The organism is Cohaesibacter haloalkalitolerans (assembly GCF_003574655.1).
Classification (GTDB): Bacteria; Pseudomonadota; Alphaproteobacteria; order Rhizobiales; family Cohaesibacteraceae; genus Cohaesibacter; species Cohaesibacter haloalkalitolerans.
The window spans coordinates 65477-78001 of the sequence record NZ_QNUM01000001.1; the positions used below are offsets into that span (position 1 = coordinate 65477).

10 protein-coding genes are annotated in these 12525 nt (G+C 58.3%); 5 read left to right on the forward strand and 5 right to left on the reverse strand.

Features of this window, described 5'->3' with window-relative positions; all coding sequences use genetic code 11:
* Positions 1–494 precede the first annotated feature (494 nt).
* The 3 genes from dhaL (DSL70_RS00300) to DSL70_RS00310 all read right to left on the reverse strand — a co-directional run bounded on the left by dhaL (DSL70_RS00300) (position 495) and on the right by DSL70_RS00310 (position 3885).
* Positions 495–2258, reverse strand: a complete 1764-nt coding sequence (gene dhaL, locus DSL70_RS00300) for a dihydroxyacetone kinase subunit DhaL (RefSeq protein ID WP_119306543.1) — start codon at positions 2256–2258, stop codon at positions 495–497.
* Positions 2259–2344: 86 nt separating this feature from the next.
* Positions 2345–3172, reverse strand: coding sequence for a sugar-binding transcriptional regulator (locus DSL70_RS00305; RefSeq protein WP_245418051.1), 828 nt, complete (start codon positions 3170–3172; stop codon positions 2345–2347).
* Between the two features lie 122 nt (positions 3173–3294).
* Positions 3295–3885 (reverse strand): SIS domain-containing protein, encoded by a 591-nt coding sequence (locus tag DSL70_RS00310; protein WP_342635276.1) that lies wholly within the window; start codon positions 3883–3885, stop codon positions 3295–3297.
* A gap of 151 nt (positions 3886–4036) precedes the next feature.
* Between DSL70_RS00310 and DSL70_RS00315 the strand changes: the two genes are divergently transcribed.
* The 5 genes from DSL70_RS00315 (at position 4037) to dhaL (DSL70_RS00335) (ending at position 10564) form a co-directional block, all read left to right on the forward strand.
* Complete coding sequence (locus DSL70_RS00315; RefSeq protein ID WP_119305909.1) at positions 4037–4984, forward strand: substrate-binding domain-containing protein; 948 nt, start codon at positions 4037–4039, stop codon at positions 4982–4984.
* Positions 4985–5153: 169 nt separating this feature from the next.
* Positions 5154–6665: a sugar ABC transporter ATP-binding protein gene (locus DSL70_RS00320; RefSeq protein WP_119305910.1), complete on the forward strand. Its 1512-nt coding sequence runs from the start codon at positions 5154–5156 to the stop codon at positions 6663–6665.
* The gene (locus DSL70_RS00325; protein ID WP_119305911.1) at positions 6655–7617 is read left to right on the forward strand and encodes an ABC transporter permease; all 963 of its coding nucleotides are present in this window, start codon (positions 6655–6657) and stop codon (positions 7615–7617) included. The genes DSL70_RS00320 and DSL70_RS00325 overlap by 11 nt, the downstream gene beginning before the upstream one ends.
* 130 nt (positions 7618–7747) lie before the next feature.
* Positions 7748–8629, forward strand: coding sequence for a sugar phosphate isomerase/epimerase family protein (locus DSL70_RS00330; protein ID WP_119305912.1), 882 nt, complete (start codon positions 7748–7750; stop codon positions 8627–8629).
* Positions 8630–8707: 78 nt separating this feature from the next.
* Positions 8708–10564 carry a dihydroxyacetone kinase subunit DhaL gene (dhaL, locus tag DSL70_RS00335; RefSeq protein WP_119305913.1) on the forward strand — a complete coding sequence of 619 codons (1857 nt, stop codon included), beginning with the start codon at positions 8708–8710 and terminating at the stop codon, positions 10562–10564.
* Positions 10565–10755: 191 nt separating this feature from the next.
* Here the strand turns inward: dhaL (DSL70_RS00335) and DSL70_RS00340 are convergent, their stop codons facing one another.
* Both DSL70_RS00340 and DSL70_RS00345 read right to left on the reverse strand, forming a co-directional pair.
* Entirely contained in the window at positions 10756–12036 is a 1281-nt protein-coding gene (locus DSL70_RS00340; RefSeq protein ID WP_119305914.1) for a TRAP transporter large permease, read from the reverse strand.
* Positions 12033–12509 (reverse strand): TRAP transporter small permease, encoded by a 477-nt coding sequence (locus DSL70_RS00345; protein WP_119305915.1) that lies wholly within the window; start codon positions 12507–12509, stop codon positions 12033–12035. Before DSL70_RS00345 ends, DSL70_RS00340 begins: the two co-directional genes overlap by 4 nt.
* Positions 12510–12525 lie beyond the last annotated feature (16 nt).

Genomic DNA, 12525 nt, shown 5'->3' on the forward strand with positions numbered 1-12525 from the left:
GCGCTGCAAGGCCATTGATGCCCATACAAGTTTGTGCGCCGGAGAACGGAAAGCCGTTTTCCTCCGCAAGCAGATCGACACCTCAGATTGCAAGGCGCGGGCAACACTCCCACCTTGGGTGGTATGGAGACCACAGGCCGGGGAGTGGAGTCTTGCGGAACAGACTTGTTGCAAGACAGGACAGCCAACTGCTTGATCTGTCAATTGATATTCGGAGAGGTCAAGAATTCAACCGCATGTCGGCTTGAGTCGGTGTCACCAGACACCACTGATGCGCAGGACAGCGAGATACATCGGAGAAGCCACGAGCGAGCCCGGCAGCAAGCATACAGCACCGGCCCACGATCAAAGGGGATTGGATCCATAAATCCGACAGCAGCCCAAGCGTGAGCAAGGGGCGTTTGCGGTCGCCGCCAATCACTCAAGCCGAGACAGTCCGCTACATCGGGAACGGCAGTGGAGCCCGTCGTTCCCGGAAACGATGAGACCGAAGGTCAGCCCTGATGGCTCAGTGCGTCGGTCATCGCCTGAAGAATGACATGAGCCGATTCCGCACCCGGATCGATATGACCGACAGACCGGGCGCCCAGCTTCTTGGACCGGCCCCGGCGGCTTTCCATGTCGCGCGTTGCATCGGCTCCGCGTCTGGCGCCTGCGGCGGCGGCGGCGATCACCGCCAGTGCATCGGCCTGCGCGTCCGCCGCCTTCTTGGCAGCCTCCACAGCAGGTGCCCAGGCATCAAGCATCGTCTTGTCGCCAACACTGGCACCGCCCCGGTCGAGAATGCCCAGAAGCATGCCCTCAACCCATGCCGCCATGGCCTTGGCATCCATGTTCAGACGATCGGAGACCGCCTTGCCAGCCCGCTTAAAGGCTCCGGCATAAAGCGGCCCGGAAGAGGCCCCCACCGCATCCAGAAAGGCCTTGGCAGTTCTGGTGCAGGTCTGCGAGATCGTGTCTTCATCGGGCGCAGCGTCGAGGCTCTTGACCACGGCGGTCCAGCCGATGTCCATGGTCACCCCATGATCGCCGTCGCCGATCACTCCATCAAGCTCGCTCAAACGGTCCTTTTCCCGAGCGATGGCCTCAGCTGCCGCATACATCATGCTTCTGAAAACCCTCGGCGTCACGGTGCCATCGGTCTTCAGGCTTGCGCGGTCTACCGTATCATCATGGTCATGGGTTTCGTAGATACGCGCTGTGTGTTTGCTACCGATCACGGGCTCTGGCGCACTACCCACGGTGAGGGCTGGCGTCCGGCAGGGATGATCAAGCAGAGCGCGCAGATCGTCATCGAGCTTCATCAGGGTGATCGATGCCCCAGCCATTTCCATCGAGGTGCAATATTCCCCCACCCAACTGTGATAGATCCGGACGCCGCGTTGCTTGAGGATCTGCGCCACCCGACGGTGAATGAGATAAAGCTCCATCTGGCCGGTTGCGCCCAGCCCGTTCACGAGAACGGCAACCTCATCACCGGCCGCAGGGGCCATTTCGCCAAGGATCATGTCCATCAGATTGTCGGTGACGTGATCGGCCGTTTCGACCTTGCTGCGACGCATCCCCGGCTCACCATGAAGCCCCATGCCGATTTCCATCTCGTCCGGGCCGATTTCGAAATTCGGTTTCAGCGTCTGGGGCATGGAACAGGCCGAAAGCGCAACGCCCATGGAAAGGGTGGCGGCATTGGCCTTGCTGGCTGCAGCAAAGACTTCGTCAAGCGACCGGCCCTGATCGGCGGCAGCGCCTGCGATTTTGAAAACAAAAAAATCGCCGGCGATGCCGCGACGTTCCCCGGCCTTGTCTTTGGGGGCGGAAGCCACATCATCGATCACGGCCACCGAGCGCACATCCATACCAAGCGCGGTGCATTCTTCCGCCGCCATGTTGAAGTTGAGGCAATCGCCCGTGTAGTTGCCGTAAAGAAAGACCAGCCCGGCCCCGCCGTCGGCTGCGATTGCGGCTTCCTTGATGTGTTCCGGCGAAGGAGAGGCAAAGACATTGCCGATCGCAGCCGCATCGGCAAGACCACGCCCGACATATCCGGCAAACGCAGGCTCATGTCCGGAGCCGCCACCGATGACAATGCCGACCTTGCCATCGCGCGGTCCATCGATTGCCACCACGGCCCGACCGGTTTCCCCTTCCAGTCGCAGAAGATCGGGATGGGCAGAAATCATCCCCTCGATCATCTCGGGAATGATCACTTCCGGCTTATTCATGAGCTTCTTGGTAGAATGCTCTTGACTGTTTGACATGTCTTCCTCCTCAATTATAAGCCGCTGGCAATTCATCTCCGCCTTAGCTTGCTTGTTGGTCTGTTGAGGCCTGCCCCCTGATGCCATCAGGTTTCATAGAGCAGCGCCCGGGCAACCGTCTCATCGGTCACCAGTCGATTGACATATTTCCCGCGCAGGATTGCGCGGATGATCGGCAACTTGCTTCGACCACCGGATGCCAGGATCGAGACAGGCTTTTCCCGCAGTTTTTCAGCAGGCAACGCCATGATCGACCGGTTCAGCGGGTGATCGATCACGTTGCCAGCCGGATCGAGGAAGAAGCCCAGCACCGAGCCGACGGCCTCTTTCTCAAGCAGTTCCGGCAAGGCCTGCTTGACGCGCGGCAGGCTCATGATCCTTGACCGGTGCGTGAGGTCTGCACAGGAAATCAGGCATGGCTGAACCACCTCGGCGTGATGCATTGCCTCCATCAGCATCTCGTCCTGCAGAAAGGAGTCCCGGTCGGCACTCGTCCGGCAGTAAATGGGCGCGGTCAGCGAGAAGCATTCCACGTCGATCGCATTGGCCATCGCTGTTGCGACTTCGGTGGTGTCATTACCGGACCCGCGCGTTGTCGCCCCCATCAGGCCAACCACATGGGACAGCTTGCCGTGATGGCCACTGAGCCGACGCACCGAGTAGCTGAGCGTCTTGCCCCAGCCGATGCCGACGCCATCATAGCGCCCCATATGGTTTTCCAGCATCTGACCGGCTGCCTCCCCGATCGTCCGCTGGGTTTCGTCATAGTCTTCAACCGCCGGTAAAACCGCGGCCTCTTCCAGGCCGTAGCGATGCTTTATGGCTTCCTCCAGCTTCACACACTCAACCAGCGGCAAACGCAAATCGACGATGACGGACCCGTCCGCCCTGATCTGCCCGATAATCCGGTTCACACGTAAACGTGTTACTTGTAACTTGTCGGCTATCTGCTGCTGGGTCATCCCACCAACAAAGTAAAACCACCCTATGCGCGCCCTCAGAAGGTCCGCTTCTATGTCTTGTGACTGATCGTTTTTCATTCGAGATTTGTATGGTTCTGTCGCATATTGTCCGTGCTGACAGCTAAAACTTGCCTCAGCTTCAAAATCAGACACTCGAATACTACATACTGTGCACCCTCGTAAAGCGACCCCATTGGAAGGGTGGAGGTTTTGGCCCCCATATCGTCAGCCATGGTCTGGGCCGGGATCACGAGGACATGGTCGGCAGCCCTGGCGCTCGCCCCATCCCTTTGCGCGGTAATACACAGGGTTGTAGCGCCAGCCTTGCTGGCTGTCTCGATGAGGGCCGAAACGGTGGAAAAATACCCCGGTCCCGCCGAGACAATCAGCAGATCTCCCTTGCCAAGCGGCGGTGTCGTCATGTCTCCCACAACGGACACCTTGAGGCCCAAGTGGAACAGCCGCATGGCGAAACCCTTGATCTGAAGACCCTCCCGACCGACACCATAGAGCGCAATCCGGTGAGCAGAGCTGATGACATCCACGGCTTGATCACAATTATTTTCATCAAGTTTATCAATTACTTGATTAAGTTCAGCAAGCGCATTCCGGCACAGTGTCTTCATGAGTTTCTCCCTCCCGCTTGAAATTTCAGCACCTTTCACGAGGCGTCATTTGCCAGAAGCATAACATATGTATTTTTCGATTTACATATGAAATGTTCTCTCCTATACTCTTTTCCGCAGACGCAAGTTCGGGAGGTACGGACTATTTTTTGCCACACGGCAAAGCTTCGTCTGCACTTGGAGGAAAAACATGAATAAACTTACAGTTGCGCTTCTTACTACAATTGCGATTTCCCTGCCGCAGGTGGCCTCGGCTGCTGACAAGGCTGGCATGGAGAAAAAGGACAGCTATCGCTTCGTCATCATTCCAAAGGTTGTGCACCCATGGTTCGACCTGGTGAATGACGGCGCCAAGCAGGCGGCCGCTGTCATCGAGGCCCAGACAGGCTCAAAAGTAAAAATCGACTACAGTGCACCGCAGCAGGCTGACGTTGTTCAGCAGAACCAGATCGTGGAAAGCTCGATCTCTACCCGTCCAGACGGCATCGCCATTGACCTTCTTGATGCCAGCGGCAACCGCGCTTCCCTTGAAGAAGCCATCGATCAGGGCATTCAGGTCACGGTTTTCGACTCGGTTCCGCCTGAAGGCATGAAACTCACCTCGATCGGCAACGACTTCTGCGAACAGGCCGAGATCGCCTCTCATCGTCTTGCTGAACTGCTCGGGGAAAAGGGCGAAGTCGCCATCATGATGGGCGTGCCAACAGCGCCGAACCACGCCATTCGCGCCGAATGCCACAAGAAGGTATTCGAGAGCTATCCGAACATGAAAGTCGTCGCCACCGGCATCGACAATGACAGCATCGAAACAGCCCAGAAGCAGGCCGCTGCCATCATGCAGGCCAATCCGAACCTGAAGGGCTGGGTTGCTTGTGATGCTGCCGGTCCAATCGGCATCGGTCAGGCCATTCAGGAAGCTGGCAAGGTCGGTGAAGTGAAGATGGTCGGTCTCGACAACCTGCCCGAAATGCTGCAGTTGATCCGGGATGGCGTTGCCGACAGCTCTTCGTCCACGAAACCACAGATGCAGGGCTACTGGGCCGTCATGGCCATGTGGCAACAGTCCATCGGCATTGAAACACCCAAATATCTCGACACGGGCATTGCTGTGCTGACCAAGGACAACATCGGCGAGTGATGCAATCAATGCCCGGTGGCCGGAGGGATTCCGCTCACCGGGCTCTTGCATCGGCCCTGGCAAGCAAAGCCGGGCTTCCGATCGATCGGACAGAATGCCGCACCAGCGGCTCCCCATCTGTATAGCCACGATTCTGTGCTGGTTCGTGGCACAGCCTTGAGACATCATCATGGCATTTCTAGAAGTTGAAGACTTGACGCGCGACTATCCGGGCGTTCGAGCTTTGAGCGAAGTGAGCCTCAAGCTTGAGTTGGGTCGCGTCCATATTCTGGCGGGCGAAAACGGTGCCGGAAAATCCACACTGGTGAAACTGGTAACAGGAACGGAAAACCCCAGCGGCGGGCGCATCCTGATTGACGGTCAGGATGCAAAGCTCAATCCGGACCTGCACCGCTTCGTCGCCTATGTGCCCCAGGAACTCAATCTGTTCCCGCATCTCACGGTATCCGAGAACCTGTTTCTCCCCTTCAGCCGATCCAGCCTGTCCGGACGACTGGTCAACCGGCGCCAGATGAACCGCGACGCGCAGAGCTATCTGGATCGCTTTGCCATTTCCGCAAAACCGGGTGAACTGGTCCGCGACATTTCGGTTCCCGAACAGCAGTTGCTTCAGATCGCCCGTGCATCGGTCAATGCGGACATGAAGGTGCTGATCCTTGACGAACCGACATCCTCGCTCACCTCCACGGAGATCGAGCGGGTGCTCGGCATCATCAAGGCCTTCCGCGACCAGAATCACGCGATCGTCTTCATTTCGCACAAGATCGATGAAGTGCTGGCCATCGGCGACGACTACACGGTCCTGCGCAACGGCTCAAAGGTGGCAGACGGCCAGATTGCCGATATCGATGAGGCTGGCCTGATCCGCGCCATGTCCGGCGAGGACATCGCCGCCAGCAAACATTTCCAGCCCGACATTCCGGACGAACAGTCCCCGCAGGTGCCGATCCTTGAAGTCTCCGGGCTCAGTGGCACCATGTTCAACGATGTCTCGTTCGCGCTTAGGCCGGGAGAAATCCTTGGCTTTGCCGGACTTCTGGGCGCGGGCCGCTCGGAAGTGATGCAGACGATCTTCGGCTATCTGAAAGCCAAGAGCGGCAGCGTCAAACTGAACGGCACGCCCATCCCGCTCGGCAAGACCAGCCAGTCCGTTCAGTCCGGGCTGCTCTATCTTTCCGAAGAACGCAAGCTGCATGGCATTCTGCCACAGTCAAGCCTGCGGGAAAATATCGGCATATCGATTCTTGACCAGATTTCGAACTGGACGGGTATCGATCTGGCATCCGAGCGCCAGAAGGTGCGCGATGTGGTGAAAGCCTATGACATCAAGGCGGCGGGCATTTCCCAGCAGATGTCGCATCTGTCGGGCGGCAACCAGCAGAAGGCGATCATCGGCCGGGCGATGGCGACAAGGCCCAAGGTACTCATCTTCGACGAGCCGACCAAGGGGATCGACGTTCGCACCAAAACCGAAATCTACAAGATCATGAAACGTCTTGCCGAAGAGGGGGTCGGAATCATTCTGGTTTCCTCTGAGATGGATGAATTGCGCAAGTGTTCCAACCGCATCATCACCATGTATTCCGGCAAGGTTACCGGATGTTTCGATTCCTCAACCACCAAAAACGAGACCCTGCTTGGAGCCATGTTCGGGTCGGAGGCAAACCCAGATGCAGCCTAATCCTTTCCTGTCTGTGTTACGCAACCCGCTTGTTGGGGTCTTCATCGCGCTGCTGGTGATCTTCGTCATTTCGGCCGTCGCATCGCCCTACTTCCTGACATCCTACAACATGTCCGTGGTGGCTCGTTCGCTCGCCTTTGTCGGCCTGATCACCATTGGTCAGTCGATGCTGATGATGCTTGGCGAACTTGATCTCTCGCTCGGTGTCATCGGCGGGCTCTGCGGCGTTGTCAGCGGCATGCTGATGATCAATCTCGGGCTCAACCCGTGGGTTGCCCTTTTGGCCTGCCTGCTGCTCGGCGCCGCGCTGGGCTGTTTCAACGGCCTGATGGTCACCGTTCTGAAGCTGCATTCGCTGGTGCTGACCATTGGTACGGCCGGTGTCTTCGGCGGCGCCAATCTGGTTCTGACCAAGGGCGTGGCCATCACCAACATCCCCAAGGAGATCCAGTTCCTTGGGCGTGGTGATCTGTTTGGCGTTCCGATGCCTTTCGTCGTCATGCTGATCGTGCTGATCATCGCTTCCTTCGTGATCATGAAGACACCGTTTGGCCGCTATATCTATGCCATCGGCGACAACACACCGGCAGCCCGCATGCTGGGCATCAAGGTAGACACCGTCCGGGTGCTGGTCTTCACCATCGCAGGCATGCTGGCCGCATTGGCTGGCCTGCTGATGGTCACGCGACTCGGCACGGCCCAGCCATCCATCGGCGAAACCTGGGTGCTGCCTCCCATTGCGGCGTCGGTGATTGGTGGCGTTGCCACGACCGGTGGCGTCGGTACACCGCTTGGTGCCATTCTCGGCGCAGCCATCATCGGAGTCATTGAGAATATCATCGTGCTGTTCGGCGTTTCGCCTTACTGGCAGGGGGTTGTCAGTGGCTTCATCGTTGTCTTGGCCATTTCCTTCGACTCCATCTCCCGGCGCTATATTCGCGGCGACCGCTAGAGCGGAAGGTGCGTCCCCGCCCCCTCCGCGGGATCGGGGACCAGCCCGCAAGGCATGCACAGCCAATATCGTTTTGGACGGCCAACTTTCGCCCAAAACCAGTTCCGTCATCTGACCTTGGGAGGAGAAAATGAAACTTGGTCTGAATTTGTCCTTTGCCATCAAACGCTGGATCGAGCCTGAACGGCTGGCGGCGCTGGTGGCGGACGAGCTGGATACGCGCTATGTGCAATTCACCTGGGACCTTGTCGATCCGGGCTGGCCCGAGGTAACGCGCGATGCGCTTGCCCGGCAGTATGCCAAGGCCTTCTCAAAGGCCGGAGTCATCGTTGAAAGCTCGTTTGGCGGACTTGCCTCCTATTCCTACAATCACCTGCTCGCACCGACCGCCGAATTGCGCGAACTGGGCAAGCTACACCTGCAAAACGCCATCGATATGACGGCGGCCATGGAAGTGCCTGCTGCCGGTATGCCTTTCGGCTCCTACAGTGCAGACGATGCGGTCAATCCGGCCCGCCGCGAGGAAATCTACAAGCAGGCTCTTGAGGCCTATGTCGAGCTGTCCCGGCACGCCAGAACGCAGGGCCTCAGCATGCTGATGGTCGAGCCGGTTCCTCTGGCCACGGAATTCCCGTCGTCCGCGACGGATGCCCTGCGGCTGATGAAGGATCTCGATGGACAAACCGATATTCCCGTCCGGCTGTGCGTTGACTGGGGTCATGCCCTGTTCAAGCCGCTGTTCGGCGACGATGCCAACATGGACCACTGGATGCAGACCTGTGGCGACTATATCGGAGCCTTCCATCTGCAACAGACCGATGGCCTCTATGACCGGCATTGGAACTTCACCCATGACGGCATCGTGACGCCACAGCTGTTGGCCGATTTCTGGGACCGCCATCAGCTCACGGATCAGACCTGCTTCATGGAAATCATCTATGCCTTCGAGGAAACCGACGAATTCGTTCTCTCGGACATGAAAAAAGCCATGGCGCTTTTCAAGAAGGTTTGACAGACCGGTTCGAAAGCACCTTAGATAGACCGGCAATCGGGATAGACCACGGCCATTCGAACACAGAAGTCCAATCAATTGAGCAAAACCAAGAAACTGATCAATGCCCCCGAAACCGTCATCCAGGACATGGTCGGGGGCATGCTTGCCGCCCATCGGGATCTTCTTGAACCGGTGGGCGTTTCCGGTCGTGTCATCCGCGCCAAGGACGGCCCCCGCAAGGGCAAGGTGGGGATTGTCATCGGCGGCGGCTCCGGGCATGAACCGGCCTTTGTCGGCTATGTCGGGCGCGGTCTGGCGGACGCGACAGCCATCGGCAACGTCTTCTCCTGCCCACCGCCAGACCCGATCATCGAGGCAGCGCGATCCGTTGAGGGTGGGGAAGGCATTCTGTTTCTCTTCGGCAACTATGACAGCGACGCGATGAACTTCGAGATGGCCGCCGAACAGCTGACCGAGGAAGGGATCCCGGTCGCATCGGTTCCCGTCACGGACGATGTGGCCTCGGCACCACCCGAACGCCGCAACGAGCGACGGGGCGTTGCTGGCGACTTCTTTGTGTTCAAGATCGTCGGGGCCGCCGCCGATCAGATGAAACCTCTTGAAGAGGTTGAACGCATTGCGCTGAAAGCCAACCACAACACCGCCACGATGGGTGTGGCCCTCAACTCCTGCTCCCTGCCCCAGACCCGCAAGCCCAATTTTGAAATTGGCGAGAACGAAATGGAAATCGGCATGGGGTTGCACGGCGAGCCCGGCATTCGGCGGCTGTCGCTGGACACGGCCAACGGGGTGACGGACCTCTTGATGGATTACATTCAGCAGGAATTGCGCCTTCAACCGGGCGAGCGCGTCGGGGTTCTGGTCAACGGGCTCGGCTCCACCACCCAGATGGAACTCTATATTCTCTATAACCGTCTGCAACAATGTCTGGACACACTGGGCGTGTCGATCCACCGCTCCTTCGTCGGCGAGTTCGCAACATCGCTGGATATGGGCGGCGCATCGATATCGCTTCTCAAGCTGGATGACGAGTTGGCAGAGCTGCTCGACCACCCTTGCAAGGCCGCCGGGTTGAGCGTCGGCATTCCACCTCAGCCAATCAGATTGGAAGACCGTCTGCCACTGGTCGCAAGCGAACGGCAGATAGCAGCATCCGGCAAGACAGATGGTGAACCACAGGAGGATGCTGTTTCATCCGGTGCCACACTGGCTGATCAAGCATCGGAAGAAACGCCCACAGACAGCGCAACTGCAATCACGGGCGACATTCTCGTCAACATGTTTCGGGCAGCCGCCATTGCCATTGAAGACAGGGCGGACTGGTTATCCGAGCTGGACGGTGTGATCGGCGATGGAGGCCACGGCATCACCATGGGACTTGGCTGGAAGGCGGTAAGGCAGGCCCTCAGGAACTATCCGTCCGGGCAGGATATTGATGTGATCTTCTGCTTCATCGCCGAGGTCTTTCTGAATGCGGTGGGCTCCACACCCGGCCCCCTCTATGCATCTGCGCTGAGAAACGCCGCCAAGGTTTCGTCCGGCCTCAAACAGCTGGACGCCGAGGCAACGGTCCGGTTTCTTGAGGCTGCGATGGAAGGCATCCGTGCCAGAGGCAAGGCCAACCCCGGCGACAAGACGATGCTGGATGCATGGTGGCCTGCGGCCAAGGCCGCACGCGCTGCGCTGGATAATGGTGCCGATATCACCGATTGTCTGCGCGCTGCCGCCAAGGGTGCCGAGAAGGGCATGAAACAGACCGCTGCCATTGCCGCCCGCTATGGCCGCTCATCCAAAATGGGCGAGCGATCACTGGGTCACATCGATCCGGGGGCAGCGTCCAGCTTTGTCGTGATCGACGCCCTGCGGCGGTCCTTCGAAGCCCAGACCCTTGACCCGGTTGAAAGCGCCGCCAGACCGGTGTTCCGGATCTGAGAGACCCGTTGCACGTCAGTGTCGAGTGGTGGATGTCCTGAGCCATCCACCCTCTCATGCCTTTGGGCAGGCGTTTTTGAGAGGCAACAAAAAACCTCCTGAACACCCTTGGCATCCAGAAGGTTAGCAGTCGTTGGGAGACTATGGTCATTTGCCAACACCGCGGCTTGGCACGGCGTTGGCAGGATTCGTCAGTGGCTCAACCCACCACCGGAGATGCCGATGGTGGCCGCCGGAACATAGGTGATGATCAGCAGGGTACAGACGACCACCAAAATCGGCCACAACAGGCTCGAAAACATCTTCTGAACCGGAATCTGGGCGACCTGCGCTGCTGCGAACAGGTTCACGCCGAGCGGCGGGGTGAACATGCCCAGCGCCAGATTGACAACAATCACGATGCCGAAGTGGACCGGATCAATGCCATATTGCAGGGCAACGGGCGTCAGGATCGGCGCCAGCACCAGAATGGCGGCAGACGTCTCGATGAACATGCCAACCACAAACAGCAGGGCGTTGATACCGAGCAGGAATGTTGTCGTGGACGAGAAGGTTTGCGTGGCCCAGTGCCCGACAGCCGTAGGCAGCCCGGAAAGGCTGATCAGGAAGCTGAAGAGCGACGCCGCTGCAATGATGAACATCACCGCACCCGAAGACATGGCCGCGCGGCGGAAGATTGATGGCAACTGGGCGAAGGTGATCTCCTTGTAAATGAAAATCGACAGCACCAGCGCATAGATTACCGAGACCGCAGCCGCTTCCGTTGGCGTGAAGATGCCGCCATAGATACCGCCAAGGATAATCGCCGGCATCAGCAGGGCACCAAAGGCTTCCCTGCCTGCGGTCAGGACGGATTTGCGATTTTCGCCGTCATTCTTGCCAACCCCGGTCAGGCGGCACCAGATCTGCACCATGATAACAAGGCCGATCACGATCATCACGCCGGGCACCAGACCTGCAATGAACAGCTTGGTGATCGAGGTTTCGGTCGAAACCGCATAGAGAATGAGGGGGACCGATGGGGGAATGATCACCCCAAGCTCGGCGGATGAAGCCTGAATGGCAGCGGCCATGGGGGTCGGATAGCCATGCTTGACCATGGCCGGTATGAGGATCGAGCCGATGGCAAAAGTAGTTGCCACGGACGAGCCGGAAATGGACGCAAAGACCATGCAGGTCAGCACGGTGGAGCTGGCCAGCCCCCCTTGCAGATTGCCGATCAGTGCCTTGACGAAGTCAACCAGCCGCGAGGAAATACCGCCATGGGTCATGATCATCCCGGCCAGGATGAAGAAGGGTACGGCCATCAGGGGGAAACTGTCGAGGCCGGTGAACATCTTTTGGGGGACAACCATCAGCGGCAGCACGGAGAACAGCTTGATGGAGAAGACCGAGGCCAGACCGATGGAGACCGCAACGGGAACGGATAGCGCAAAGAATCCGATCAGGAACAGAGCAAGAGCGGCATTCATTTCTCTTCCCTTTCAAGTTCGAAATGACGGAGCAGCAGACCGGGAATGGCAAAGAATGCGCCGACAGGAATGGCGAGATAGAATACCGACATGGACATATCGAGCATCGCAACGCGCTGATTGATCACGCGATGGGCCATCGCAAGACCGTACCAGAGCAGCACGACCAGAAAAGCCAGACTCAGAAGGGTCACCAGCCTTGTCATCCACATTTGCGGTGTGGGAGGCAGCAGTGACCGGACAAAGTCGATGGGTATCATCGTTCCAAAGCGAAACGCTGCCCCTGCGACCAAGAAAGTGGACCAGATGATGAGGCCCCGCGCGAGTACTTCTGTCCATACAGCAGCATCCCCCAGCAGAAACCGGGTCACCACCTGCACGAATACCAGGATTACAGCGAGGGCCAATAGAATTGCTGCAAGATTGTGCATCAACCGCACGAACCATTCTGCAGTCAGCTTTATTGCCGTCATGACTCCCTCCCGAGAA

Bases quoted from the DNA above. Each gene is read 5' to 3' on its own strand.
- DSL70_RS00345 (WP_119305915.1), bottom strand. From the start codon at position 12,509: ATGACGGCAATAAAGCTGACTGCAGAATGGTTCGTGCGGTTGATGCAC.
- DSL70_RS00340 (WP_119305914.1), bottom strand. From the start codon at position 12,036: ATGAATGCCGCTCTTGCTCTGTTCCTGATCGGATTCTTTGCGCTATCC.
- DSL70_RS00325 (WP_119305911.1), top strand. From the start codon at position 6,655: ATGCAGCCTAATCCTTTCCTGTCTGTGTTACGCAACCCGCTTGTTGGG.
- DSL70_RS00315 (WP_119305909.1), top strand. From the start codon at position 4,037: ATGAATAAACTTACAGTTGCGCTTCTTACTACAATTGCGATTTCCCTG.
- DSL70_RS00330 (WP_119305912.1), top strand. From the start codon at position 7,748: ATGAAACTTGGTCTGAATTTGTCCTTTGCCATCAAACGCTGGATCGAG.
- dhaL (WP_119306543.1), bottom strand. From the start codon at position 2,258: ATGTCAAACAGTCAAGAGCATTCTACCAAGAAGCTCATGAATAAGCCG.
- DSL70_RS00320 (WP_119305910.1), top strand. From the start codon at position 5,154: ATGGCATTTCTAGAAGTTGAAGACTTGACGCGCGACTATCCGGGCGTT.